The organism is Stenotrophomonas indicatrix, from assembly GCF_050573115.1.
Taxonomy (GTDB): domain Bacteria; phylum Pseudomonadota; class Gammaproteobacteria; order Xanthomonadales; family Xanthomonadaceae; genus Stenotrophomonas; species Stenotrophomonas lactitubi_A.
Genome location: NZ_JBNYZT010000009.1, coordinates 45,415 through 68,412 on the forward strand (window position 1 = coordinate 45,415; position 22,998 = coordinate 68,412).

The 22,998-nt window shown below is 66.4% G+C and carries 25 protein-coding genes; 8 read left to right on the forward strand and 17 right to left on the reverse strand.

Features of this window, described 5'->3' with window-relative positions:
• Positions 1–66: 66 nt before the first annotated feature.
• From ACQ5SA_RS18815 to ACQ5SA_RS18840, 6 genes are all read right to left on the reverse strand, one after another.
• Complete coding sequence (locus ACQ5SA_RS18815; RefSeq protein ID WP_499315539.1) at positions 67–774, reverse strand: hypothetical protein; 708 nt, start codon at positions 772–774, stop codon at positions 67–69.
• A 68-nt stretch (positions 775–842) separates the two neighbouring features.
• On the reverse strand, positions 843–1,334 hold the full coding sequence (locus tag ACQ5SA_RS18820; RefSeq protein WP_499315540.1) for a hypothetical protein: 492 nt from the start codon (positions 1,332–1,334) through the stop codon (positions 843–845).
• Between the two features lie 172 nt (positions 1,335–1,506).
• On the reverse strand, positions 1,507–3,666 hold the full coding sequence (gene fhuE / locus ACQ5SA_RS18825) for a ferric-rhodotorulic acid/ferric-coprogen receptor FhuE (protein ID WP_499315542.1): 2,160 nt from the start codon (positions 3,664–3,666) through the stop codon (positions 1,507–1,509).
• A 231-nt stretch (positions 3,667–3,897) separates the two neighbouring features.
• On the reverse strand, positions 3,898–4,374 hold the full coding sequence (locus ACQ5SA_RS18830) for a hypothetical protein (protein ID WP_230111284.1): 477 nt from the start codon (positions 4,372–4,374) through the stop codon (positions 3,898–3,900).
• 109 nt (positions 4,375–4,483) lie between these two features.
• A complete protein-coding gene (locus ACQ5SA_RS18835; protein ID WP_230111283.1) occupies positions 4,484–5,038 on the reverse strand; it encodes a M23 family metallopeptidase in 555 nt (184 codons plus the stop codon).
• A gap of 43 nt (positions 5,039–5,081) precedes the next feature.
• Positions 5,082–5,555, reverse strand: a complete 474-nt coding sequence (locus ACQ5SA_RS18840) for an Lrp/AsnC family transcriptional regulator (protein ID WP_165378087.1) — start codon at positions 5,553–5,555, stop codon at positions 5,082–5,084.
• A gap of 72 nt (positions 5,556–5,627) precedes the next feature.
• On the opposite strand from ACQ5SA_RS18840, the gene ACQ5SA_RS18845 reads away from it, so the two are divergent.
• Positions 5,628–6,503, forward strand: a complete 876-nt coding sequence (locus ACQ5SA_RS18845; protein ID WP_089236864.1) for an EamA family transporter — start codon at positions 5,628–5,630, stop codon at positions 6,501–6,503.
• 131 nt (positions 6,504–6,634) lie between these two features.
• Here the strand turns inward: ACQ5SA_RS18845 and ACQ5SA_RS18850 are convergent, their stop codons facing one another.
• The 4 genes from ACQ5SA_RS18850 to ACQ5SA_RS18865 all read right to left on the reverse strand — a co-directional run bounded on the left by ACQ5SA_RS18850 (position 6,635) and on the right by ACQ5SA_RS18865 (position 9,901).
• Positions 6,635–7,402, reverse strand: a complete 768-nt coding sequence (locus tag ACQ5SA_RS18850) for an endonuclease/exonuclease/phosphatase family protein (protein WP_089236863.1) — start codon at positions 7,400–7,402, stop codon at positions 6,635–6,637.
• 22 nt (positions 7,403–7,424) lie between these two features.
• Positions 7,425–8,240 carry a thiol:disulfide interchange protein DsbA/DsbL gene (locus ACQ5SA_RS18855; RefSeq protein WP_230111281.1) on the reverse strand — a complete coding sequence of 272 codons (816 nt, stop codon included), beginning with the start codon at positions 8,238–8,240 and terminating at the stop codon, positions 7,425–7,427.
• A gap of 106 nt (positions 8,241–8,346) precedes the next feature.
• Positions 8,347–8,997, reverse strand: coding sequence for a thiol:disulfide interchange protein DsbA/DsbL (locus ACQ5SA_RS18860; RefSeq protein ID WP_230111279.1), 651 nt, complete (start codon positions 8,995–8,997; stop codon positions 8,347–8,349).
• A 106-nt stretch (positions 8,998–9,103) separates the two neighbouring features.
• On the reverse strand, positions 9,104–9,901 hold the full coding sequence (locus tag ACQ5SA_RS18865; protein ID WP_346587695.1) for a c-type cytochrome: 798 nt from the start codon (positions 9,899–9,901) through the stop codon (positions 9,104–9,106).
• 155 nt (positions 9,902–10,056) lie between these two features.
• Between ACQ5SA_RS18865 and yihA the strand changes: the two genes are divergently transcribed.
• On the forward strand, positions 10,057–10,659 hold the full coding sequence (yihA, locus tag ACQ5SA_RS18870) for a ribosome biogenesis GTP-binding protein YihA/YsxC (protein WP_230111274.1): 603 nt from the start codon (positions 10,057–10,059) through the stop codon (positions 10,657–10,659).
• Between the two features lie 64 nt (positions 10,660–10,723).
• Here yihA and ACQ5SA_RS18875 read toward each other — a convergent pair whose 3' ends face one another.
• From ACQ5SA_RS18875 to ACQ5SA_RS18885, 3 genes are all read right to left on the reverse strand, one after another.
• Positions 10,724–11,704 (reverse strand): MBL fold metallo-hydrolase, encoded by a 981-nt coding sequence (locus tag ACQ5SA_RS18875; protein WP_499315544.1) that lies wholly within the window; start codon positions 11,702–11,704, stop codon positions 10,724–10,726.
• Between the two features lie 680 nt (positions 11,705–12,384).
• The gene (locus ACQ5SA_RS18880) at positions 12,385–13,209 is read right to left on the reverse strand and encodes a helix-turn-helix transcriptional regulator (RefSeq protein ID WP_499315545.1); all 825 of its coding nucleotides are present in this window, start codon (positions 13,207–13,209) and stop codon (positions 12,385–12,387) included.
• A complete protein-coding gene (locus ACQ5SA_RS18885) occupies positions 13,206–13,910 on the reverse strand; it encodes a VIT1/CCC1 transporter family protein (RefSeq protein WP_363731640.1) in 705 nt (234 codons plus the stop codon). The genes ACQ5SA_RS18880 and ACQ5SA_RS18885 overlap by 4 nt, the downstream gene beginning before the upstream one ends.
• A 152-nt stretch (positions 13,911–14,062) precedes the next feature.
• On the opposite strand from ACQ5SA_RS18885, the gene ACQ5SA_RS18890 reads away from it, so the two are divergent.
• Positions 14,063–15,427, forward strand: a complete 1,365-nt coding sequence (locus tag ACQ5SA_RS18890; protein WP_499315547.1) for a glutamate--cysteine ligase — start codon at positions 14,063–14,065, stop codon at positions 15,425–15,427.
• Between the two features lie 122 nt (positions 15,428–15,549).
• On the opposite strand, the gene ACQ5SA_RS18895 is transcribed toward ACQ5SA_RS18890, so the two are convergent.
• Positions 15,550–16,608 carry an NAD(P)-dependent alcohol dehydrogenase gene (locus ACQ5SA_RS18895; RefSeq protein WP_499315548.1) on the reverse strand — a complete coding sequence of 353 codons (1,059 nt, stop codon included), beginning with the start codon at positions 16,606–16,608 and terminating at the stop codon, positions 15,550–15,552.
• 106 nt (positions 16,609–16,714) lie between these two features.
• Between ACQ5SA_RS18895 and ACQ5SA_RS18900 the strand changes: the two genes are divergently transcribed.
• Both ACQ5SA_RS18900 and ACQ5SA_RS18905 read left to right on the forward strand, forming a co-directional pair.
• Positions 16,715–17,599, forward strand: coding sequence for a LysR family transcriptional regulator (locus ACQ5SA_RS18900; RefSeq protein WP_353099191.1), 885 nt, complete (start codon positions 16,715–16,717; stop codon positions 17,597–17,599).
• A gap of 200 nt (positions 17,600–17,799) precedes the next feature.
• Entirely contained in the window at positions 17,800–18,471 is a 672-nt protein-coding gene (locus ACQ5SA_RS18905; protein ID WP_353099190.1) for an SMI1/KNR4 family protein, read from the forward strand.
• Positions 18,472–18,618: 147 nt separating this feature from the next.
• On the opposite strand, the gene ACQ5SA_RS18910 is transcribed toward ACQ5SA_RS18905, so the two are convergent.
• Positions 18,619–19,281 (reverse strand): TetR/AcrR family transcriptional regulator, encoded by a 663-nt coding sequence (locus ACQ5SA_RS18910; protein ID WP_434557009.1) that lies wholly within the window; start codon positions 19,279–19,281, stop codon positions 18,619–18,621.
• Between the two features lie 75 nt (positions 19,282–19,356).
• On the opposite strand from ACQ5SA_RS18910, the gene ACQ5SA_RS18915 reads away from it, so the two are divergent.
• Complete coding sequence (locus ACQ5SA_RS18915; RefSeq protein WP_353099188.1) at positions 19,357–20,052, forward strand: DAPG hydrolase family protein; 696 nt, start codon at positions 19,357–19,359, stop codon at positions 20,050–20,052.
• A gap of 9 nt (positions 20,053–20,061) precedes the next feature.
• Here the strand turns inward: ACQ5SA_RS18915 and ACQ5SA_RS18920 are convergent, their stop codons facing one another.
• Positions 20,062–20,478, reverse strand: coding sequence for a VOC family protein (locus ACQ5SA_RS18920; RefSeq protein ID WP_353099187.1), 417 nt, complete (start codon positions 20,476–20,478; stop codon positions 20,062–20,064).
• 112 nt (positions 20,479–20,590) lie between these two features.
• On the opposite strand from ACQ5SA_RS18920, the gene ACQ5SA_RS18925 reads away from it, so the two are divergent.
• Together ACQ5SA_RS18925 and ACQ5SA_RS18930 are read left to right on the forward strand one after the other, a co-directional pair.
• A complete protein-coding gene (locus tag ACQ5SA_RS18925) occupies positions 20,591–21,148 on the forward strand; it encodes a hypothetical protein (RefSeq protein ID WP_353099186.1) in 558 nt (185 codons plus the stop codon).
• Positions 21,149–21,197: 49 nt separating this feature from the next.
• Positions 21,198–21,752 carry a hypothetical protein gene (locus ACQ5SA_RS18930; protein ID WP_499315550.1) on the forward strand — a complete coding sequence of 185 codons (555 nt, stop codon included), beginning with the start codon at positions 21,198–21,200 and terminating at the stop codon, positions 21,750–21,752.
• A gap of 3 nt (positions 21,753–21,755) precedes the next feature.
• Here the strand turns inward: ACQ5SA_RS18930 and ACQ5SA_RS18935 are convergent, their stop codons facing one another.
• Positions 21,756–22,892, reverse strand: a complete 1,137-nt coding sequence (locus tag ACQ5SA_RS18935; protein WP_499315552.1) for an alkene reductase — start codon at positions 22,890–22,892, stop codon at positions 21,756–21,758.
• Positions 22,893–22,998: the final 106 nt, after the last annotated feature.

Consider the following 22,998-nt stretch of genomic DNA (forward strand, 5'->3'; position numbering starts at 1 on the left):
AGGACGGCGGCGCCGGAGTGATTCCGGCGCTGCTGTTGCTGGGGTAGCGCCGGGCCATGCCCGGCGTCATCGAGGCTGCGCCTGCGTGGTTCGGTGCCTGGCGCCTGTTCCAGGGAAACTGACAACGAGTGATGTGCCGCCCTCGGCCGGTGCATAGTGGACCGCGGCGGCGATGGTTCTGTCGCAGCCCTTGAACGACCAGCGCTCCTCGATACGGCGCTGCGAGCCGCTGCCTCCATCGCTGACCACTTCGGTCTGGATGCTCTGCAGTGCGGTGCAGTCGAGCAGGATGGCCGCACCGGAAGAGGCCTGCTTGAAGATGTCGGCGCGCAGCACGGGGCTGGTCAACGTCGGCCCCTGCATCTCGAGTGGCACATTGAAGCGGATGCCGTTGAGTGCCTGCCGGCAGGCTGTTTGTGGATCAGCGGCCAGCTCCGCTTCCGTCTGTTTGGCGGACTGCTGGCGAACGCGGCTGCGCTGGGTGGCGATGTCTTCGCCCAGTTGCGGGTAGAGTTTCATTGCGGCGTCGCTGCCGCGCTGGGTGGCGGCGGCGTTGTCGTGGCGCCATTGCTGTGCAGCCGATTGCATCTGCCTGCCCAGTTCGGGCGAATGCTGCAGGCATTGCCCGGTCATGTAGTCGATTTGTTCGGACTGGAAGAAGGTCTTCAGGTCCTGCCGGTGGGGAGCGACTGCGGCGGCATCCACCGCATGAGCGGAAAAGCCGCTCATGCCCGCCATTGTCATCGCCACTGACACATGCATGCGCAGTTTCATCGTGCAGATCTCCTGTTGAACGTCAGTGTCGGCCAGGCCCAGGTGCGCGCAGCGCTGGCCCAGGGTAGTCAGTCCAGACGCTGGTCGATGGCGCTGCCGAGCTGGCGGATGTAACTGTCCAGCTTTTCCTTTTCGAGGGCCTGGCTGGTCGATGCCGAAATGGCAATGGCGCTGCCGCCGGTCTCGGTGGCATAGACAACGACGAACAGTTCCGCGCCCCAGCTGAAGGCGCTGGTGGGTGTCTTTGCCTGCAGATAGGCGGTGGGCTTCAGGCCGGCCTGAGCGGACTTGCTCCAGGCAAGCTGGTCGTCGGTTTCGCCACCGAGGTGGTTGTTGCTCTGGAAGCCGTGGTCGCCTTTCGGCCTTTCCGTGCCGCTGTAAAGCAGCTTCCACTTCTGTTCGGCAATGGCTGCCTTCGCGGCTGCCGCGGCGCTGTCCGGGCCGGACTGGAACTCCAGTCGCGATGCCGCGCCCGTCTCAGCCGATGACACGGTCCTGGGCTTCAGGGTTTCACAGCCACTCATTGTCAGTACGGCAACGATCAGAATCCACTTCTTCATCGCTCACTCCCTGCCTGGTCGGGTTCGACTTCCCTGGGGCCGGCGCGATCCTGCAGCCGGCTGGCGGCTAGCTTAGGAGCTTCGGTGTTGCCGCGATAGTGCCCGTCCGCGCAAACGGGGAGGGGCAAGGGAAGGACCGGCCAGTGCCGGTCCTTCCGACCTCAGCGGGTCGTCAGAACGACCAGGTAAAGGTCAGCGAACCATTGCGGCCATCGCCATACGCGCCGTAGCCGTTGATCTGCGACAGGTACTTCTTGTCCAGCAGGTTGTTGAGGTTGGCCTGCACGCTGAACTCCGGCGAGATGCGGTAGCGCACGAACGCACTGACCAGCGCATAGCCGCTCTGCTCGATGCGGCCGTAGGCCGGTACCGGGTAGTAGATGCGGTTCTGCCAGTTGGCTCCGCCACCGACGGTCAGTTCCTGCAGCGACTGCGGGGTGTAGCTGGTGAACAGCTTCAGCGCGGTCTGTGGCAGGTTGGTGTTGATATCGGCGCCGTTGATGTCCTTGGCCACATAGCGCGAGGCACCGAAGGTGGCATTCCAGCCCGTTGCCAGCTCGCCATTCAGTTCGAACTCGAAGCCACGGCTGACCGTGCCACGCGCGGCGCGATAGGCGAACTCATTCTGGCTGCCCTGCACGGGTTCACCGGTGGCCTGGCCGACGTTGTCCTGTTCGATGCGGAACACGGCCAGTGAGGCGTTCAGGCGGTTGTCGAACCATGCGCCCTTGATGCCCACTTCGTAGCTTGTGCCATCGACCGGATCGAGGTAGCTGCCGTTGCGGTCCTTCAGCGTCTGCGGCTGGAAGATTTCGGTGTAGCTGGCGTAGGTCGAGTAAGTGTCGTTGATGTCGAACACCAGGCCGGCATACGGCGTGGTGACCTTGTGTGCGCGGTCGGCGCCTTCGCCTTCGCTCTTCCAGTCGGTGTAGCGGGCGCCAATGATCAGCTTCAGCGGGTCAGCCAGCGACAGGCGTGCAGCGGCGTAGCCGGCCTTCTGGGTGATGGTGCCTTCGCTGGCCAGTGCCAGCGGGTTCCAGTTCGGCTCACTGATGTTGCCGGTCCAGTTCAGGTAGCTGGTGAACGGGTTCCAGGTCTGGCCGACGCCGCCGACCTGGTAGTCGCCGTAGTTGGCGTAATCGCGCTTGTTGTAGCTCAGGCCGGCCATGAACTGGTGCTCGCGGCCGAACAACTGGAACGGACCGTCAACGTAGCCATCAACGCCGGTGACCTTGCGCTCGGTGTTGTAGAAGCCCGCTGACGGCGAGATGCCGGCGCCGGTGGTCTTGTCGAAGTTCGACGCGCCGGTGGTCCAGTCGTTGTAGGCCGGGTAGAACAGCTTGTCGTCGGCCCGGGTCTCATCGTGGGTGGCACCGACCTTGAACTTCCAGCCGTTGCTGAAGGCGTGCTGCAGGGTGGCGAAGGCGCGCTTGCTGGTGGTGTCCCAGTAGGTCCATTTCGGGCTCGCGTTGAACGATTCGTCGTAGCCGGTGGGCGAGCCATCGGAATACAGCATCGGGAAGCCACCCCAGGTGGCGCCGTTGGCGCGCTTCTGCTGGTAGTCGTAGCCCACGCTGAGCTGGGTATCCGGGGTCAGGTCGGCGTCGATGACCGCATAGCCCAGCGTCTTGCGCTGGTTGTAGCGATCCATCTGGCCGTCAGTATCCAGGTAGCTGCCGATCACGCGGCCGCGTACGGTGCCGCTGGCATTGAGCGTGCTGCCCACGTCCACGGTGGTGCGGGTGCGGCCCCAGCTGCCGACGTTCACCGACACGCTGCCGGTCAACTCAGCGCTGTCGGCGTGCTTGCGGATCAGGTTCACCGATGCCGACGGGTTGCCGGCGCCACTGAGCAGGCCGGTGGCGCCGCGCACCACTTCCACGCGGTCGTACAGGGCCAGGTCCAGACCGGAGTCGCCGTAGCTCCAGTTCTGCACCATCTGCGTGGGCAGGCCATCGAACTGGTAGCTGTCGATGTAGAAGCCGCGCGCGTAGAACTCGGTGCGCTCGCTGTCCGACTGCGTGCTGGTCACGCCGGTGGTGTTGGCCAGCACGTCGATGATGTCGTCCAGCTTCTGATCTTCGATGCGCTGGTGGCTGATGATGCTGACCGACTGCGGGATTTCGCGCGGCGCCAGGTCGAAGCGGGTACCGGCCGAGGTGCGACGCACCGAATAGCCTTCGGCACGCTCGCCCTTCACCACGACCTTGTCGAGCGTGGTCGGGTCGGCGACGGTTTCGGCGAAGGCGGCGGGGGCGGCGGCCAGGCACAGGGCGGAGAGCACCGCTGCGGACAGGCGATGCGGCAGCAGGGGGGAGGTCGAACGGGTCATCAAGGTTCCTGGACGGGCACGTGCGTGCGTCCGACCGGCTTCCCGGATGGTCTGGCGCCGCGGCTGGTGGGGATCTCACGCCGCTGGCGAAGCCCTGTGTTTCAGGGCGGTGGCTGGGCAATGCGAGGACGGACGAACCGTCCTGGCTGCCCGGAAAACGCGAATAGCGTAATGGGAATTGTTTCCATTTACAAATAGCCAGCGGCTGTGCCTGCGTTCCGCGCGATAGGGCTATTCGTCGGGAGCCAGGCGTTCAGCAAGGATGTTCAGGCGCGGCAATTGGCTCTCGATGCCGTCGGCATATTCGATGGTGATCATCACGTTCCGCTCGAGCCCACGGATGTCGGACACATGGATCCTGCCGGTCAGGTACTCGGGCGTGGTACGCACCGGTCCGGCATAGCGGGCGCCGGGGTCCAGGCAGGCCATCGCGCTGCGGATGTTGGCCGAGGCGAATTCGGTGGAGGAATGGGCAAGCAGCCAATCGCAGAACCGCTTGCCTGCCGGATTGCCCTCGTGCGTGCAGCCCTTGCTCCACGTGTTCCAATCAGTAACCAGTTCGATCGACTGGCTGGCGCCTACCGGCGTGCTGTTGGCGAAGGCGAGCATCTGCGCGCATATCGGCTCGCGCGGCGCCTGCAGCGTGCTGCAGCCCGTGGCCAGCAGCATGATGGTGATCAGCAGCGGGGTGCGACCAAGTGCGGCCATCGGCGTGCTCTCCCTGTCACTGCGGTTGATGATGGGGGCATGCAGGTGAAGAGTCGAGCTTGCAGAACTGCCTGGCAGCGGTCGGCAACGTGTGACTCTGCGAGGCAGCTCAGTGCAGCAGCGGCAGCGGATCGCGAGCCCCGTCTTTCCCGTAGATGCCCCAATGCAGATGGGGCGGCGTGCCCTTGGCGTTGCCGCTGTCGCCGACGTGACCGAGCAGGTCGCCGGGTTGCACTACCTGGCCGCGCGCCAGGCCATCGGCCCAGTCTTCCAGGTGCGCGTAGTAATAGCGCTCGTGCCCCGGCCCGATCACCCAGACCTGGCGGCCACCGAGGCCGCTTTCGCGGATGTCGGCGATGACGCCGGGGGTGGCGCTGCGCACCGGCGTACCGCGCTTGCCGAAGATGTCGATGCCCGCATGCGTGCGGTCACGCCCGCGCGGCGCACCGAAGGTATCGGCGATCTGGCGCGGGCGGACGCCTTCCACCGGCACCGGCAGCTGCGTGGCCGGCGGCATGCGCGAGAGCGTCCACAGCATCTTCGGTGCGGCGGCCCACGGGCTGTTCCAGAAGGCCATCGCCGCGATGACCAGGATCAGCAGGATGGCGCCACGCAGCAGCCAGCGGCGCAGGCGTCTGGCATTGGAGGGGGCAGGGGTATTCATGCGTTGCCAGTGTAGGAGCAGGCCATGCTCGAACGCATCTACGCTATGACAACGGCACGTCGAAGCCACGTTTCAACGTGCCCAGCGCCACGGACGTGCGGAAGCGCTCGATGTTGTCATCCGCACCGAACAAGCGCTCGGTGATCGCCTCGTACTCTTCCATCGATGCCGCCGAGAGCAGCAGCAGGAAATCGCCGTCGCCGGTGATCGAGTAGCACTGCTGCACGGCAGGATCGTCCTGCACGCGGCGGCGGAACGGGGCGACCTTCTCGCGCTGCTCGCTGACCACACGCACCTCGACGATGATGGTCAGCGGCCGGCCGATCTTCGCGGCATCGATCACTGCCACATTGGCGGCAATCACGCCGCTGTCCTGCAGGCGCTTGATCCGCCGCTGCACGGCCGGGGTCGACAGGTGCACGGCTTCGGCGATCTGCCGCTGCGGCAGGGTGTTGTCCTGCTGCAGCAGGGCGAGGATGGCGCGGTCGAAGCTGTCCAGCACGGGGGCGGTGGCCATGGTGAGCAGAAGTTGCACGGACGGGCCGTCAATTGAGCCAAGTGCTCGCCGCCGGCGCAATAGACTGGCGGCATGCAGACTTCTCGAATCGCGCCGATGTTGCCGGCGCTGGCGGTGCTTGGCTCGGTCACCGCACTGGCCATCGGTACCTCCTACGCCAAGCAGCTGTTCCCGTTGATCGGAGCGCAGGGCACCAGCGCGCTGCGCGTGGGCTTCTCGGCGCTGTTGCTGCTGCTGTTCTGGCGGCCATGGCGCTGGAAGACCAGCCGCGTGGATGCGATCACCATCCTGCGCTACGGCCTCACCCTGGGCCTGATGAACCTGTTGTTCTACATGGCACTGCGGACGATCCCGTTCGGCATTGCGGTGGCCATCGAATTCACCGGCCCGTTGACGGTGGCCATGCTGTCGTCGCGACGGCCGATCGATTTCCTCTGGGTGGGCTGTGCGGCCGTCGGGCTGCTGTTGCTGCTGCCGATCGGCGGCGGCCCGGCACTGGACCCGGTGGGCGTGCTGTACGCCATGGGCGCGGCGGCCTGCTGGGGCCTGTACATCGTGTTCGGCAAGCGCGCCGGCCACCTGCATGCCGGGCATTCGGTGTCGCTGGGGCTGCTGGCCGCGTCGCTGGTGGTGGTGCCGGTGGGCGTGGTGCATGCCGGTGCGGCGTTGCTGGAACCGAAGATCCTGCTGGCAGGGCTGGTGGTGGCACTGGTGTCCAGCGCGATTCCGATGTCACTGGAGATGATGGCGCTCAAGCGCCTGCCGAAGGAGACCTTCGGGATCCTGATCAGCATGGAGCCGGCGGTGGCCGCGCTGTGGGCGATGCTGCTGCTGCACGAGCACCTGCATGGCCTGCAGTGGCTGGCGATCGGCTGCACGGTGCTGGCTTCGGTGGGCAGCACGATGACGGCAAGGCGGTTGAAGGTGCCGGTGGCGCAGGCGGGGTAGCGCCGGGCCATGCCCGGCGGAGAGCGTGCGGACCAACGGTCCGCACCCATAAGAGCGCTGTCCGCACCCACACGAGCAACGGTTCGCACCCAGATCAGCGTGCCAACCGAGGTTGGCACCTGCCAGAAGCGTCAGCGCAGGGCGTCGGCGGGGACGTCGATCGCCATTGCCAGGGCGAGATGGTCGGAGAATGCGGCCGGCACCGCTTCCACGTTGCGGGTCTGCAGACCGCTGCTGACCAGGATGTGGTCGATGGCACGGTCGGGGCGCCAGCTGGGGAAGGTCGGCACGATGCAGCCGGGCGGCTGCAGACGGGTCTTCTGGTAAAGCACCTGCATTTCCGGACGTTCGGCCAGGCAGTTGAAGTCGCCCATCAGCACCGCATTGGGATGGTCCGACAACAGCTCGGCGATGAAGCCAAGCTGGGCCATCCGCGAGCCCGCGCCCAGCGACAGATGGGCCACCGCAACGGCCAGGCCATCGCGACCGTCGCCGAACTTGGCCAGCAGCACGCCGCGCCCGCCGATACGGCCGGGCAGGGCGTGGTCCTGCACTTCCACCGGTTCCAGCTTGCTCAGCAGGCCGTTGGCACTGGAGGCGACGCCGCCCATGCGCCGGTTCGGCTGGTGGCTCCAGTAATTGAAGCCGGCGCGCTGGGCCAGGTAATGGGTCTGGTTGGTGAAGCCCGAACGCAGGCTGCCCGGGTCGGCCTCCTGCAGGCCGACAATGTCATGACCGCGCGCCAAAGTGGCAATCGCGTCAAGGCTGCTCCGCTTGCGACCCGCCGGCAGCGCATGTGACCAGCTGCGGGTCACATAGTCGCTGTAGCGGCGGGTACTCGAGCCGGCCTGGATGTTGGCCGTCAGCAAGCGCAGGGTCCGTGTTGTGGGGGAAGTCACGGCCGGGAAAACGTCTCTTTGATCAGTGAGCCTGGGCCGCACCGCGTTCGCGGGCGATCAGGTGGTCGGCAATGCGCAGCATGTCCGGGAAGCTCTTGCCCTTCACCAGGTACTTGCCGTTGACGATGATCGACGGGGTGCCGCTGATCTGGCTGCGCTGGGCGAACTGCTTGGCCGAGTTGGTCTTGGCATTGACCGCGAAGCTGCCCATGGTGGCGGCGAACTGCTTCGGATCGACGCCGTAGGCACCGTAGAACTTGGCGATGTCATCGACCGAATCGGCACCGCGCTCGCCCTTCAGGGTCTTCTGCGAGTGGATGGCCGAGTACAGCGCTTCGTGGGTCTTCTCCTGCACGCCCAAGGTCTGTGCGGCGTAGAAGGCACGGGCGTAGTTGTCCCAGGTGCCACCGAACATGGCCGGCACGTAGACGAAGTTCACATCGCTCGGCAGGCCGGCCTTCCACGGGCTGACCAGCGGCTGGAATGCCGCGCAGGCCGGGCAGACGTAACCGAAGATCTCGACCACTTCGACCTTGCCGGCCGCCGGCTGGAACGGCTGGCCGTTCGGGATCAGCTGGTAGTCGGCGCCTTCCACCGGGGCCGGGCCGGTCAGCGCGGCGGTGGTCGGGGCAGGCGCGGCGCTGGCAGCGGTCTTGTCACCTTCGGCAGCCGGTGCAGCGGCTTCGCTGCCTGCGACCGGTGCGGCCGGTTCGGTGCCGGCCGGGGTCGCCGACGGTTCTGCCGGGGCGGCGGTGTTGGCGGTGCCATCGTCGGCCTTGCAGGCCGCCAGGATCGGCAGCAGCGCTGCGAGGGCGAGGGCGGCGAAACGGGTCTTCATGGAAACGTCTCCAGCATCTGGAAAGGTGGGGCCGGCGTCAGGCACCGGCCAGAGGGAAATGATGACATGCGGCGACGACAGCGCCGTGTCGATGGTGTGTGTTGGTTCAGCGGCCGCGGGCGGCGCGGGCCTGGACGATCAGCGCCGAGGCGATGCGCAGCTGGTCGTCGAAGCTCTTGCCACGGACCAGGTACTGGCCGTTGATGATGATGGCCGGGGTGCCCGGCACCTGGGTGCGCTGGGCGAAGGCACGGGCAGCATCGACCTTCTTCTGTACTGCCTCGCCGCGCAGGGCCTGCGTGTAGCGCTCCGGGGTCACGCCGTAGGCCTTGTAGAAGCTGGCGAGCTCATCGGCCGAGACGTTCTGCATCGGCAGCGTGCCGTCATCGTGCAGGGCCTTGAAGACGGCGGCGTGGCTGCGCTTGGCCACGCCCACTTCGTCGGCGGCGTAGTAGGCCAGGGCCCAGGAATCCCAGGCACCGCCGAAGGCGGCGGGGACCGGGGTGAAGCGCACGTCGGCCGGCAGCTTTGCGGCCCAGGCGGCCAACTGCGGTTCGAAATGGGCGCAGTGCGGGCAGGTGTAGCCGAACACCTCGACCACTTCGATCTTGCCGGCCAGCGGCTGGAACGGGCCGGGCTGGGCGATGCGCTCGTAGTCTTTGCCTTCGACCAGCGGGGCGTTGGCGGGGGTGGCGGCGCAGGCCGCCAACGGCAGCAGCACCAGCAGGGACAGCAGAAGGCGGGGAATCAACCTCATCGACACGCATCTCCGTTGAAAATGACAACGCCGGCGCAGCCGCCGGCGTGAAGGAAACATACCGCAGCGGCGGGCCGTCGTGGCGACCCGCGCCGACCAGTGGCGGTCAGGGGGCGGCGGCCGGTCGCGTCGAAGCGCCCTCGGCGGCGAGGTCGTCGGCCTTGTTGTGCAGGCCCTGCAGGTAGCTGGAAAGGGCCTGCACCTCCTGCTCGGTCAGCTTCTGCGCCACCGTGGCCATGATCTGGAAGTGCGCCTTGTCGGTCTCGTTGGTCTGCCCGGCCTGGTATTCCTGCAGGCGCCGGGCGACATAGCTGGCGTGCTGGCCGCCGATGTGCGGGTAGGCCGGGCCGGGGTTGCCGGCACCACTGGGGCCATGACAGGCCATGCAGGCCGGCAGCCCGCGCTGGGCGTCGCCGCCGCGGTAAAGCTGCTGGCCGATCTGGTAGAACTTCATGCCCTTGTACGGGCCCTCGGCCACCAGCGTGTCGTCGGCGATGCCGGCGTTGGCCTTCTGGGTGGCGAAGAACGCGCCGATATCGCGCATGTCCTGCGGGGTGAGGTTCTGCACGAAGGGCACCATCGCCACGGCGGCGCCGGAACTGCGCTGGCCATTGGCGATCAGGGCCATCTGCTGGGCGACGTAGCGCTCGCTCTGGCCGGCGATGCTGGGATACATCTCCACCGTGGAATTGCCATCGGCACCATGGCAGGCGGCACACGCAGTGGCCTTGGTCTGGCCGGCCTTGGCGTCGCCCCAGGTGGTCTTGCTGAAATCCACCTCGAGCGAGGCGGTCTTGATCGGGCCGTTGTCGGGCAGCGGGGTCAGCGTGGTCTGCGCAAAGGCAGCAGCGGCAACAACGGCAGTAGCAAGGGCGGATACGGCAAGAACGCGAGCGTGGCGCATGCTGAAGCTCCGTATGGACCGGCCGGGCGGCGGCGGCCGGCATCGCCTGGATTATCAACGCCGTTTCCGTACACGGTCAACGCAGCAGTGCAGCATTTTCCCGCTGGAAGGCCCCGGGCCGGGCGCGCGGCGCCGCAACATGCGATCCTATAGGCATGTCATTGCTCATCGAACGCGCCCAATACCACCTCTCTGCCCACAACATGGGGCAGCTGCCGCCCGATGAAGGTTCTGAAGTGGCCTTTGCAGGTCGCTCCAACGCCGGCAAGTCCAGCGCGCTCAACGCGCTGACCCGGCAGAACAGCCTGGCCCGGGTTTCCAAGACCCCTGGCCGGACCCAGCAGCTGGTGTTCTTCCAGGTCACCCCGGACGCCCACCTGGTCGATCTGCCCGGTTACGGCTACGCCAAGGTGCCGCTGGACCTGCAGGCGCACTGGCAGGCCTTCATCGACCGCTACTTCCGCACCCGCGAGGCCTTGAAGGGCCTGGTGGTGGTGATGGACATCCGCCATCCGCTGAAGGACTACGACCGGCAGATGCTGGCCTACGCCGTGCAGCGTGGCCTGCCGGCGCATGCGCTGCTGACCAAGGCCGACAAGCTGAGCCGCAGCCAGCAGATGCAGACCCTGCAGAAGGTACGCAAGGAACTGCATTCGTCGTTCGGCGATACGGTGAGCGTGCAGGTGTTCTCCGGCGCCGCCCGTACCGGCGTCGAGGAAGCCCGCGGCATCATCGGCGGCTGGCTGGGGCTGGAATAAGCCCCGTCGCCATGACGGTAGTGCCGGCCGCTGGCCGGCAACCTCACCGTCCCTGCGGCCGCCCTCACTCCTTCGGCAACGGCGAGAACTCCGCCGGCACCCACGCATACGCCTTGCCTTCGCTGCGAACGTGACCCAGCCCGGGGAACGGCAGGTGCGCACCCGCCACCCACCAGCCGTTGGCGCTGGCTTCCTGCAACAGGCTGCGACGGCTGGCCGTAGCCGCCTTGCGGTCCGAATCGGCCTCGAATGCCGCTTCCGGGTGTGCGAACTGCACCGCGTGGAAATGCAGCACATCGCCCCACACCAGCAGTGACTGGCCCTGGCTGTCGAAGCGATAGGACACATGGCCCGGCGTGTGGCCGTGGGTATCCATCGCCACCGCGTGGCCCGGCAGGGCGTCGCCAGGCTGGAAGGTGTGCAGGCGGCCGGCCGCCTGGTACGGCGCCACCGCATTGCGTGCCAGCGCGAAGGCGAAGCGCACACCCTGCGGCGCCGTGGCTTCGCTGGCCGGGTCGAGCCAATAGCGGGCATCGGCCTTGGACAACCACACTGTCGCATTCGGATAGGCCGGCTTGCCTTGTGCATCGAGGATGCCGCACAGGTGATCGGGATGGGCGTGGGTCAGCAGCACCTCATCGATCTCGGCCGGGTCCACGCCCGCCGCGCGCAGGTTGCCCAGCACCTGGCCCAGGCCGGGGCCGAAGCACTGCGCGGTGCCGGCGTCGACCAGGGTCAGGTGCTTGCCCTGGCGCACCAGGAAGGCGTTGATCGCGGTCTGCAGGCCTTTCTTGTCTTCGGGCACGTAACGGCCTTCGAGCAGGCGGCTGACCAGCGTTGGCGGCACATCGACCACTTCCTGCCGGCCGAGCGCGACGACGCCGTCGAACAGGGCGGTGACCTGCAGGGCACCGATGCGCTGGTGCTGCACACCCGGCACCTGTTGGGTGGGAGCGGGCGAGGTGGCCTCGGCCAGCGCGGCCAGCGGCAGGGAGGACAAGGCCAGCAGCAGGGCGGCGCGCAGCGGCAGATGACGCAGGGTCATGGCGGTTCTTCTCGATGAGTGATGGGCAGGCCCGGTGCGCACAGCGTGCCGCGTTGCGCGTGCGTGCGGCGCTCAAACCACTGCGCGGAATGCTCAGGGGGTTATCGGCAGGGCTGCGCCCTGCACCCGCAGAGGCAACGGCCGAAGCAACAGCAACGGCCGAAGCAACAGCAGAAGCTGGCTTCCTGTGGGGAGGCGGGGTGGGTCCGGTTGCGGGGGACGCCGTGAATACGTCCCTGTAGGCTTGGCCGCGGCATCCTTGCCGCGGACACCCCCGCAACCGGACCCACCCCGCCTTCGACAGATTTTCGCGATCTGTTGGGATGGCATGACCTGCTCTTGGTGGGTGTCGACCTTGGTCGACACGTAGATCCACGCTATGCGTGGATGCTCTTCGAATTCAATTCGGAATCATCGAAATGAATCGAATGGACGGGGAGGAAATCATCCACGCATGGCGTGGATCTACTGGCCACCGGGAAACTGTCGAAGGCGGGGCACTGTGGGTTTGCGGGGTGTGAGCCGCATGGATGCGGCGACCAAGCCTCCATGGACGGATTCACGGCGTCCCCGCAAACCCACAGTGCCCCGCCATCCCACGGAATGCAGCGTTGGCCTTTGCTGTTGCCGTTGCTGGAAGAGCCTCTGCGGGTGCAGGGCGCAGCCCTGCTGAAGAACCCTCAAATATCTGTGGGAGCGAGCCCGTACTGCTCGGCGAAGCGCTTGCTGAAGCTCGCTGCGGAACGATACCCCGCGCGCGCTGCCACGGTCTTCAACGGAAGGTCGGTGGTGTACAGCAGCTGCATGCCGTGGGCCAGGCGTGCTTCGGTCAGTAGCTGGCGCAGGCTGGTGGCCTCGGCCGCCAACCGCCGCCGCAGGGTCGCACCGCTCAACGCAAAGTGCTGCTCGACATCGCGCGACTGCCAGTCGCGTGCCGGTTCGGCGGCGATGCGGTCGCGGATCTGTTCGCCCAGCGTCGGTGCGTGCGGCAGCAGCAGATTGCCGTGGCCCTGCCGGCACCACGCCAGCACCAGCGTGGCCAGCGCCAGCCGTGCTTCGCTGTAGCGGCCATCCTGCAACGACTGCCGCCAGCTGCGCAGCGCCGTGGCGTGATCGCTCAGCGCCTGCCGTGCCAACGCCGGTCCGGCCGTCGGCAAGGCTTCGCTCCATAGCGTGCGCGCCGCCGCCAGCACTTCCGTGCACAGCGGCACGATCGCGCTGAGGTAGCGGCCGGTCTGCGGGTCCGGTGTGTTGACCACATCGATGCGGCAACGCTGGGTGATCAGCAGGATGTCGCCCGGGACGAAGGTCAGCGACTGGTGTGCGGTACGCACCTGCTTGCGGCCTTCCAGCAGGATCGCGAACTGCGGCTGCGGTATCTCCACCGAACTGGCGCCATGCTCGCGGCGGGCGGTGATGCAGGCGTAGCCTTCAGCGCGTTCGCAGCCGGCCAGGCTGGCCATCTCCGCCAGCAGTGCCATGGCGGTGGGGGGCATGCCGGTCATACGACGTGCGCGCCCAGCAGGCGGCCGACCGCCGCTGCAGCGGCCATCGCCAGCGCACCCCAGAACATCACGCGCAGGGCGCCGCGCGTCGGTGACGCGCCACCGGCGCGTGCCGCCATCGCGCCGGTCAGGCACAGGCCGGCCAGCGTGCTTACCGTGGTGGCGGTGGCGACGTTCTGTACCGGTGCCAGCAGTGCGGTCAGCACCGGCAGGGCAGCGCCGCAGGTGAAGGCGCCTGCCGAGGCCAGTGCGGCCTGCAGCGGCCGTGCACGCAGCTCTTCGGTGATGCCCAGTTCGTCGCGTGCGTGGGCGCCCAGTGCGTCGTGCTCGGTCAGCTGCACGGCGACCTGGCGCGCCAGCGCCGGCTCCAGGCCGCGGTGGCGGTAGATCGCGGTCAGCTCGTCCAGTTCGCTGTGCGGGTCTTCGTGCAGCTCGCGTTTCTCCATCGCCAGATCGGCATTCTCGGTATCGGCCTGGGTCTGCACCGACACATACTCGCCGGCGGCCATCGACATCGCTCCGGCCACGGTGCCGGCCACGCCGGTGGCCAGGATCGTGCTGGCCGAGGCGCCGCTGGCGGCCACACCGACCACCAGGCCGGCGACCGAGACGATGCCATCGTTGGCGCCCAGCACGGCGGCGCGCAGCCAGCCGACGCGATCGGCGCGATGCAGTTCAGGATGTCGTGAATGGCGGCTCATGGCCCTGAGTGTACGAGGGTCAAGAGGGTGTCGGTAGGATGCTGAAACCCGTCACCGTCGCATGACGTAACGAGCCGCCACGCTATAGTGCGCCCTTGCGATGCAAGGCTCCCAGCCCCACATCCCCTGCCACCGTCCAGCGAGCCACCCCCTTGTCGAGCCCCAGCCACGTCGCCGATACGCCCATTACCGACCGTTCGCAGCTGGTGGCGGAGATCGCCTCGGGCGAGAAGCCCCGTTCGCAGTGGCGCATCGGTACCGAGCACGAGAAGTTCGGGTTCCGCCTGGATGACCTGCGTCCGCCGACCTTCGATGGCGAGCGCGGCATCGAGGCACTGCTCAACGGCCTGGTCCGTTTCGGCTGGACGCCGGTGCAGGAAAGCGGCAACACCATCGCCCTGCTGCGTGATGGCGCCTCGGTGACGCTGGAGCCCGCGGGCCAGCTGGAGCTGTCCGGTGCGGCGCTGGAAACCATCCACCAGACCTGCGTGGAAACCGGCACCCACCTCAATGAAGTGGCGCAGGTGGCCGGCGAGCTGCAGCTGGGCTTCCTCGGCATGGGCTTCCAGCCGAAGTGGACGCGCGATGAAATGCCGTGGATGCCCAAGGGCCGCTACAAGATCATGCGTTCGTACATGCCCAAGGTCGGTTCGCTGGGCCTGGACATGATGACCCGCACCTGCACCGTGCAGGTGAACCTGGATTACGCCAGCGAAGCGGACATGGTGAAGAAGTTCCGCGTGTCGCTGGCGCTGCAGCCGATCGCCACCGCCCTGTTCGCCGACTCGCCGTTCACTGAGGGCAAGCCGAACGGCTACCTCAGCTACCGCTCGCACATCTGGACCGACACCGATGCCGACCGTACCGGCATGCTCGACTTCGTGTTCGAGGACGGCTTCGGTTACGAGCGCTATGTTGACTACCTGCTCGACGTGCCGATGTATTTCTCCTACCGCGATGGCATCTACCACGACGCCAGCGGGCAGAACTTCCGCGACTTCATGCAGGGCAAGCTGCCGGTGCTGCCGGGCCAGCTGCCGACGCTGCGCGACTGGTCGGACCACACCACCACCGCGTTCCCGGAAGTGCGGCTGAAGAAGTACCTGGAAATGCGCGGTGCCGATGGTGGCCCGTGGAGCCGCCTGTGTGCGCTGCCGGCATTCTGGGTGGGCCTGCTGTACGACGACACCGCACTGGATGCGGCGTGGGATCTGGTGCGCGACTTCAGCCTCGTTGAACGCCATGCGCTGCGTGATGGGGTGCCCAAGCATGCGATGAACCTGCCGTTCCGCAATGGCACCGTGCGCGACCTGGCGCGCGAAGCGGTGAAGATTTCCGTGGAAGGCCTGAAGCGCCGTGCGGCGCGCAATGACGATGGCCAGGACGAGAGCAAGTTCCTTGACGTGCTGCAGGAAATCGTCGAGTCCGGCCTGACCCCGGCCGAGCGCAAGCTGGCGCTGTTCCATGGCCGCTGGCACGGCGATGTGGATCCGGTATTCCGCGAATTCGCGTACTGACCGCCTTGCGGTAGTGCCGGCCGCTGGCCGGCAGATGTACGGGGTAGCCCGCCAGCGGCCGGCACTACCAAACGAAAAACCCCGGCATTGCCGGGGTTTTTCGTTTCCACAACCGCCTTGGATCAGGCGGCGTTCTTCATCGTCGCCATGTCGATCACGAAGCGGTAGCGCACATCGTTCTTGGCCATGCGTTCCCAGGCTTCGTTGACGTTCTTGATGTCGATCATCTCGACGTCGCTGACGATGCCGTGCTCGGCACAGAAGTCCATCATTTCCTGGGTTTCAGCCATGCCGCCGATCGCCGAGCCGGTCAGGTGCTTGCGACCGAAGATCACGCTGCCACCGGTCAGCGGCGGGTCCAGTTCGGTCAGCACGCCGACCAGGCACATGGTCGCCTCACGCTTGAGCAGGCCCATGTACGGGTTGGTGTCATGGCCGACCGGGATGGTGTTGAGCAGGAAGTCGAAGCTGCCGGCATGCGCCTTCATCTGCTCGGCATCGCGCGAGACCAGCACTTCGTCAGCGCCCAGGCGCTTGGCATCGGCGCCCTTTTCCGGGGTGGTGGTGATCATCACCACGTGCGCGCCGAGCGCCTTGGCGAACTTCACGCCCATGTGGCCGAGGCCACCCAGACCGATCACGCCGACCTTCTGGCCCGGGCCGACCTTCCAGTGACGCAGCGGCGACCAGGTGGTGATGCCGGCGCACAGCAGCGGCGCGGCGGCCTTCAGGTCCAGCGTTTCGGAGACCTTGACCACGAAGCGCTGCTCGACCACCACATGATCGGAATAGCCACCGTAGGTCGGGGCACCATCGGCGCGTTCACGGCCGTTGTAGGTCCAGGTCGCACCTTCGGCGCAGTACTGTTCCAGGTCGTGTTCACAGGCATCGCAGTGGCGGCAGGAGTCGACCATGCAGCCGACGCCGGCGTGGTCGCCGACCTTGAAGCGGGTGACCTCGCTGCCGACTTCGGTAACGCGGCCGATGATCTCGTGGCCCGGCACCATCGGGTAGATCGAGCCACCCCAGTCGTCGCGGGCCTGGTGCAGGTCGGAATGGCAGATGCCGCTGTACAGGATCTCGATGCGTACATCGTTCGGGCCGACCGCGCGGCGCTCGAACTCGAAGGGTACCAGCGGGTCGGTATGGGTATGGGCGGCGTAACCACGGGCGAGGGACATGGGGAATCCTTGGCGGGTTTGTCGAAAGGCGTTTTACAATACGCCCCGTACCGCAAGGTAAGAAGCGCATATATCGGCATGATTCATCAAGGCAGACTGCACAATCATGGCCACTGACAACCTGTCCCACCTGGCCGCCTTCGCCGCGGTCGCCCGCCACCGCAGCTTCCGCCGCGCCGGTGCCGAATTGGCGCTGTCGACCTCGGCGGTGAGCTATGCGATCCGCGCGCTGGAGGAGCGGCTGGGGGTAGGCCTGTTCCACCGGACCACCCGCAGCGTGGCCCTGACCGAGGCCGGACAACGGCTGCTGGAGCGCCTGCAGCCGGCGCTGGGCCAGGTGCATGATGCGCTGGAGGAAATGAACCACTTCCGCGCCGTTCCGGCAGGCCTGCTGCGGATCAATGCGACGCGGGCAGCGGTGGCAACCCAGTTGGGGCCGCGGCTGGCGCGTTTCCTGCACGCGCATCCGGATGTACGGGTGGAGCTGACCGAGAACGATGGCCTGGTCGACATCGTTGCCGAGGGTTACGACGCCGGCGTTCGCCTGCACGAGTTCGTGCCCGAGGACATGGTGGCGGTGCCCATGGGGCCGCCGCTGCGCGGGCTGATCGTCGGTTCGCCCGAGTACCTGCGGCGCCGGCCAGCACCGCAGCATCCGCGCGACCTGGCCGCACATGAGTGCGTGCGCTTCCGCTTCGCCAGTGGGCATCTATACAAGTGGCAGTTCGAGCGAGATGGACAGGCGCTGGAAATCGACGTGCCGGGCCGGTTGACCCTGGGCGAGCAGGGTACCGTCGTTGGCGCGGTGCTCGATGGCATCGGCCTGGCCTATGTGCTGGAAGACACCGCGCGCCCGTACCTGGACGATGGGCGACTCGTGGCGGTACTGGAAGACTGGAGCGAACCGTTTGCCGGGTTTGCGTTGTACTACCCGAAGCAGCGGCAGATGCCCGGCGCGTTGCGTGCGTTTGTGGATATGTTGCGCGAATGAATGGTGATGGATCGCATCCACGCATGGCGTGGATCTACTGACCATCGCCATATGCCCATTTTTATCCACGCCATGCGTGGATGCCGTCGCACAGTAGATCCACGCCATGCGTGGATGCCGTTGCACATAGTAGATCCACGCCATGCGTGGATGAGGCCGGCACGCGCTAAGGTAACCGCCCTCATCCAACAAGGCCGTCCATGAGCACGCTCGCCGATCTCGAACAGGCGTCCAGCCAAGCCTTCCCGCCGTTGTTCCACCTGCTTGTCTCAGGGAATCACTTCAGCTGGGGCGAACAGGGGCCGCACTGGCACCGTGATGTGTTCCCACAGGTGCAAGCACAGCCGCCGGTCCTGCTGTACGCGAACGAGTACGAACCGATCGAAGCCAGTGAGCTGCGCGCGGCCTGGGAAGACCTGACCGCCGAAGATCACTACAACCCGTTGCGTGAAGACCTGAAGCTGCTGCCGTTCGCACGCACCGGCGCCGGCGACAACTATTGCTTCTGGACCAACGCACCAGGCTTCGCCGAGCCGCCGGTCCTGCTGGTCTGGCACGACGATGATCGCGCCGATCTGGTGGCGGCGAACTTCCAGGATTTCCTGTTCCGCAAGATGGCCGAAGCGGTGGTTGAACTGGAGGAGGACGATTCGCTGCTGTCGGAAGGCGATCTTGGCGCCAACCTGCAGGCCTGGTTGTCCACCCATCGAGGTTGGTTGCGTGGGGATCAGGCGGCTGCGCTGGAAACGCTGTTCGCGCGCGTGGATGACATTGCCGGCGGTGGCATCAGCGAAGAGGAAGTGCAGGAATTGCTGAGGCCACTGATCGGCTTTGAAGGGATGGACAGCAGAATGGCGTACGTGCGGGATTGAGCTTCGCGAGTGCACGGCATGGATCCGAAGCCACGCATGGCGTGGCTCTACTGCCGGGTCCTTACTGCGGCGCGATGGATGAGTGCCGACCAACGGTCGGCCCCCACCTTCTGGCAGTAGATCCACGCCATGCGTGGATTGCGCCTGCTACGCAGCCTGCAGCATAGGTTCCATCAGGTGCAGGCAGTCACGCAGATGCGCATCCACCGATGCGTCTTCGGCAACCACACCGATGGCGCGTTCGCGCAGCGGTTCGGCCACGGCCATGGACAGCACCAGACGCGCCATCCGTTCTGGATCACCGGCGCGCAGCAGGCCGCGTTGCTGCTGCCGCGCCAGCCAATCGGCCAGCAGTGCGCGGCCGCGACCGATGCCGTTGTCGAGGTAGGCCCGCAGCAGCGCGTCCTTGCCCGGGAAGTCGGTGGTCAACAGCCGGAACACCCGCACTGCCTGCGCAGACAATGCCTGCGCGCACACCGCTTGCAGGATGTCGTGCAGCAGTGGCAACACGTCTTCGGCGTGGCGGGCATCACGCTGCAGCTGCGGTGCGAAGCCATCGGTCCACTCGCGCACCGCCAAGCCCACCAGCTCATCACGGTTGCCGGCATGCCGGTACACCGTCTTTTTGGCCACGCCAGCATGCGCAGCGACGGCTTCGATGGTGGTCGCTTCATAGCCCTGCGCCAACAGCAGATCCAGCGTCGCCTGCAGCACGGCATGGCGGACGTCGGCCTCTGGACGTGCAGGACGGCCCCTGCGACGGGGGGGAACGATCGGATCGGGTGGGGCAATAGCGGTCATTGCGCACATTCTAGCGCATTTTGATAATTGCGAAACGATTATCGTTTCCGTATTGTCCGGTCCTCATCTCCCGAAGGATTCACCATGGATACCGTTGCCAACGCTCATGCCTGGCTGGACCACCACGACCTGCTCGACCCAGCGCCGATGCACCTGGAAACCGGCATCCAGCGCCGCGCGGACGGCACACTGCAGGTAGCGGTGCGCACCGATCTGCACGGCTGCAAGGGCCGCATGCTGGACTGGTGGTTCACCTTCTTCGAGACGACCCAGCACATCCGGTGGTGGCACCCGCTGGACCACGTCGAGCACCGTGGCTGGGACGCGGCCTGGCAGCGTGGTCGCAGCTACCATGGGGCCAGCATCCATGCCGTCGAGTCGCTGGCCGACATCCCGCCGGTGGCGGCACGCCTGAAGTTCCACGATCCGCGCACGTTGCTGACGCCTGAGCGCCTGCAGGCGGCGCAGGATGCAGGCGATGTCTCGGCGTTGATTGCCGCGCGCATCGGTTTTGGTGACCACGTTCGCCTGGACGCACACGGTGATCCCTGCGACGGCCAGATGCTGCATGTCACACGCGACACGCCGTTCGGTTGCGTGCTGCGCAGCCGCTTCGTGCTTGGCCTGGACAGCAAAGATCCGCAGCGCGAAGCCAGCGATGCGATTGGCCTGGGCCTGCTCAAGCACTGCTATACCGAGTTCAGCTTCCTGTCGCGCCTGCTGCCGTCGCTGTATTACGGCGAACGCGCGAATGACGAGGCGGTACCGCTGCCTTGGTGAGCAGGCGCGTCATTCCAGCAGGGCGTCATAGCCTGCATCGCTGAACTGGATCAGGCAGAAGCCATGGCCGAAGGGATCGGCCAGCACGGCGATCCTTCCCCAGCGGTGTTCGCGCACGGCCTTTTCCACGGTGGCGCCGGCCGTGATCGCGCGTGCAAGCGCAGCGTCGATATCGGCGACTACCCAGTCCAGATGCACGGGCGTCCAATGGCGCTCGTAATCGCGCACATCGCCGTCTTCGGTCGCTGCGCTGCCGGCGTCGTTCTGCAGCAGGTACAGCGGCGTGGGTCCGCCGAGCAGTTCCAGTGCACCAGAGCCTAAGCGGCGGCCGGCGTGCAGGCCGAAGGCCTGGGTATAGAAGGCTTCGGCGGTGGTGATGTCGGGGACGTCGAGGTTGACGATGAAGGACGTGGCGACGGAGTTCATGGGGACTTTCGTCATGTTGTTGGACGCGAATGTGACGTCTAGGATCGAACTGTAGTTCCAGGCCGGGTGCCTTGTCGTTCCGACCGGTGGCCTCGTTGCAAGGGAGGATTCCATGCGGGACTTGGAAGTGGAAGCGCGAGTACGCAAGCTGGAGCAACGGGCAGGCCGATGGCACTGGCTGCTGGTGGCAGCACCCGTGCTGATGATGTCGATCGTGCTGGCCGGTCGTGGTTCTGCGCGGCCGGAGGCTGGCATTGCTGCGGAGATCCGCACCCATCGCCTGATTGTGCTTGACCACCAGGGCCGCAAGCGGGTGGAGATCGGTGAGGACGCCCCGGACCTGGACATCAAGCGCAATGCGCGGGTGGCGGGGTTGATCATCTTCGATGGCAATGAACAGGAACGCGGAGGCATGGTGACTGCCGACGATGGCAGCGCCACGGTTGCTCTCGATGCGCCGCGCGGCGTTGGCTATCGCGTGTCGGATCGGGCCGGGATGAAGGTGGGAGCGGACGGCTCGGCGTTCATCGGTGTCCTGTCCAACGCCGGTGGCTTTGCTGCCAGGCTGGTCGCGCAGGGGGCGGAAGGACAGCTGGAGCTGAGCCGCGTGGCGTCTGCTGAAGGCGGAGCCAGCAACCGTGTGATCCACGTGGAGGCCGAGAGCAGGTGACGGATCCATCACAGAGCCAACCAGGGAGTGCAACATGCATGAGCAGGATATGACCGTACGCTTGGAACGACTGGAGCACATGCTGCGGCGCAGGAATCTGCTGGCAGTCTCGATGTTCGTACTGGGCGCATCGTTGGCTCTGGTCGGGACCAGTGTAGCCACGCCCGATGCCGGCGTGGTGCCGGAGATCCGTACCTACAAGCTGACCGTGCTCGACAGTGAAGGGCGCACGCGCGTGCAGATTGCCGAGGATGTGGATGATGTCGCGCGCAACTCGCGCGCAACGGGAATGACGATCTACGATGCGAAAGGCGATGAGCGCGGTGGCATCGGCACCATGGCCAATGGCAGCGCGGTGATGGCGCTGGATGCGCCCGTTGGCGTGGGTTACAAAGTGCGCGACCGGGCGGGTATGAGGGTCGCGGCCGATGGCACGGCCGTGATCACCACGCTGTCCAATGAAGGCAGCTTTGCTGCCAGCCTGGTTGCGCAGGGCAACCAGGGACGGCTTGAACTGAGTCGCAGAGATTCAGCCAAGGGGGAGATCACCACCCGCGTACTGACCCACGACTCGGACGCGACCAAGGTGGAGAAGGCTCCATGACGCTCAAGATGGCACGGCGTGCACCGCATCCACGCGTGGCTGTGCCAGCGGGTAGTCGAGGTAGCCCTCGGTGCCGCCGCCGTAATAGGTGCTGCGATCGGGCACGGCCAGCGGCACATCGCGCTGCAGACGCTCGACCAGATCCGGGTTGGCGATGAACGGCTGGCCAAACGCGGCCAGGTCGATGATGCCGTCCTCGACCAGGCGCAGAGCACGCTCACGGGTGAGGCCACCGGCGAGGATCACGGTGCCGCCGTAGCTCTGCTTGAAGGTCTTCAGGAACGCCTCGCCGATGACGGGCTCGCCGCGCAGGTAGTTGTCGTTCAGATGCACATACGCCAACCCGCGCTTGCCAAGCTCTTCGGCCAGATAAAGATAGCTGGCTTCGTTCTCGGCATAGGCCGGCATGTCGAAGGTCTGGCTGTTCGGCGCCAGGCGCACGCCGACACGATGCGCGCCGATGCGCGAAACCATCGCATCCACGGTGTCCAGGATCAGCCGTGCGCGGTTGCGCAGTGAACCGCCGTACAGATCCTGCCGATCATTGGTGATCGGGTTGAGGAACTGCTCGAACAGGTAGCCGTTGGCAGCATGCAGTTCGATGCCATCGAAGCCGGCGGCGATGGCATTTTCCGCGCCGCGAACGAAGTCGCTGACGATGCCCGGCACTTCGTCGGTGCGCAGTGCGCGCGGCGGCGTCGGATCGGCATGGCCACGGCTGCCGTCGTCCAGGTACACGAACGAGGTGTTCTTCGGATCGCTCGCCACCGGCCGCGTGCCGGCGCTCACCGGCTGGCCGCCGTCGGGCTGCAGCGAGCTGTGTGACATGCGGCCGACGTGCCACAGCTGGGCGAAGATCGCGCCCTGCGCAGCGTGTACGGCGTCGGTGACGAGCTTCCAGCCGGCGACCTGTTCAGCTGACCAGATGCCGGGCACGTCGATATAGCCCTGGCCCTGCGCTGACACCGGCGTGCCTTCGCTGATGATCAGGCCGGCGCTGGCGCGCTGCCGGTAGTACTGCGCGGTCAGTGCATTGGCGACGGCGCCCGGGTTTCGGGCGCGGGTCATCGGCGCCATGGCAATGCGGTTGCGCAGGGGCAGTCCTGCGAGGTCGAACGGGCGGAACAGGGCGGCGGTCATGTCAGTCATCTCGGTACGGGGAGGGCGCCGACGGCGCGATATCACCATGATGGGGTTGACATACGGGCGCATAAAGGCGGTAGATTTCCCGTTAAGCGGGACTATC

Excerpts from the sequence above, each read along its gene's own strand:
- ACQ5SA_RS18830 (WP_230111284.1), bottom strand. The coding sequence starts at position 4,374 with ATGGCCGCACTTGGTCGCACCCCGCTGCTGATCACCATCATGCTGCTG.
- ACQ5SA_RS18815 (WP_499315539.1), bottom strand. The coding sequence starts at position 774 with ATGAAACTGCGCATGCATGTGTCAGTGGCGATGACAATGGCGGGCATG.
- ACQ5SA_RS18865 (WP_346587695.1), bottom strand. The coding sequence starts at position 9,901 with ATGCGCCACGCTCGCGTTCTTGCCGTATCCGCCCTTGCTACTGCCGTT.
- ACQ5SA_RS18915 (WP_353099188.1), top strand. The coding sequence starts at position 19,357 with ATGGATACCGTTGCCAACGCTCATGCCTGGCTGGACCACCACGACCTG.
- ACQ5SA_RS18855 (WP_230111281.1), bottom strand. The coding sequence starts at position 8,240 with ATGAAGACCCGTTTCGCCGCCCTCGCCCTCGCAGCGCTGCTGCCGATC.
- yihA (WP_230111274.1), top strand. The coding sequence starts at position 10,057 with ATGTCATTGCTCATCGAACGCGCCCAATACCACCTCTCTGCCCACAAC.
- ACQ5SA_RS18895 (WP_499315548.1), bottom strand. The coding sequence starts at position 16,608 with ATGTCCCTCGCCCGTGGTTACGCCGCCCATACCCATACCGACCCGCTG.
- ACQ5SA_RS18920 (WP_353099187.1), bottom strand. The coding sequence starts at position 20,478 with ATGAACTCCGTCGCCACGTCCTTCATCGTCAACCTCGACGTCCCCGAC.
- ACQ5SA_RS18820 (WP_499315540.1), bottom strand. The coding sequence starts at position 1,334 with ATGAAGAAGTGGATTCTGATCGTTGCCGTACTGACAATGAGTGGCTGT.
- ACQ5SA_RS18930 (WP_499315550.1), top strand. The coding sequence starts at position 21,198 with ATGACCGTACGCTTGGAACGACTGGAGCACATGCTGCGGCGCAGGAAT.
- ACQ5SA_RS18845 (WP_089236864.1), top strand. The coding sequence starts at position 5,628 with ATGCAGACTTCTCGAATCGCGCCGATGTTGCCGGCGCTGGCGGTGCTT.
- ACQ5SA_RS18935 (WP_499315552.1), bottom strand. The coding sequence starts at position 22,892 with ATGACCGCCGCCCTGTTCCGCCCGTTCGACCTCGCAGGACTGCCCCTG.
- ACQ5SA_RS18840 (WP_165378087.1), bottom strand. The coding sequence starts at position 5,555 with ATGGCCACCGCCCCCGTGCTGGACAGCTTCGACCGCGCCATCCTCGCC.
- ACQ5SA_RS18905 (WP_353099190.1), top strand. The coding sequence starts at position 17,800 with ATGAGCACGCTCGCCGATCTCGAACAGGCGTCCAGCCAAGCCTTCCCG.
- ACQ5SA_RS18835 (WP_230111283.1), bottom strand. The coding sequence starts at position 5,038 with ATGAATACCCCTGCCCCCTCCAATGCCAGACGCCTGCGCCGCTGGCTG.
- ACQ5SA_RS18910 (WP_434557009.1), bottom strand. The coding sequence starts at position 19,281 with ATGTGCGCAATGACCGCTATTGCCCCACCCGATCCGATCGTTCCCCCC.
- ACQ5SA_RS18925 (WP_353099186.1), top strand. The coding sequence starts at position 20,591 with ATGCGGGACTTGGAAGTGGAAGCGCGAGTACGCAAGCTGGAGCAACGG.
- ACQ5SA_RS18875 (WP_499315544.1), bottom strand. The coding sequence starts at position 11,704 with ATGACCCTGCGTCATCTGCCGCTGCGCGCCGCCCTGCTGCTGGCCTTG.
- ACQ5SA_RS18880 (WP_499315545.1), bottom strand. The coding sequence starts at position 13,209 with ATGACCGGCATGCCCCCCACCGCCATGGCACTGCTGGCGGAGATGGCC.
- ACQ5SA_RS18900 (WP_353099191.1), top strand. The coding sequence starts at position 16,715 with ATGGCCACTGACAACCTGTCCCACCTGGCCGCCTTCGCCGCGGTCGCC.
- ACQ5SA_RS18885 (WP_363731640.1), bottom strand. The coding sequence starts at position 13,910 with ATGAGCCGCCATTCACGACATCCTGAACTGCATCGCGCCGATCGCGTC.
- fhuE (WP_499315542.1), bottom strand. The coding sequence starts at position 3,666 with ATGACCCGTTCGACCTCCCCCCTGCTGCCGCATCGCCTGTCCGCAGCG.
- ACQ5SA_RS18860 (WP_230111279.1), bottom strand. The coding sequence starts at position 8,997 with ATGAGGTTGATTCCCCGCCTTCTGCTGTCCCTGCTGGTGCTGCTGCCG.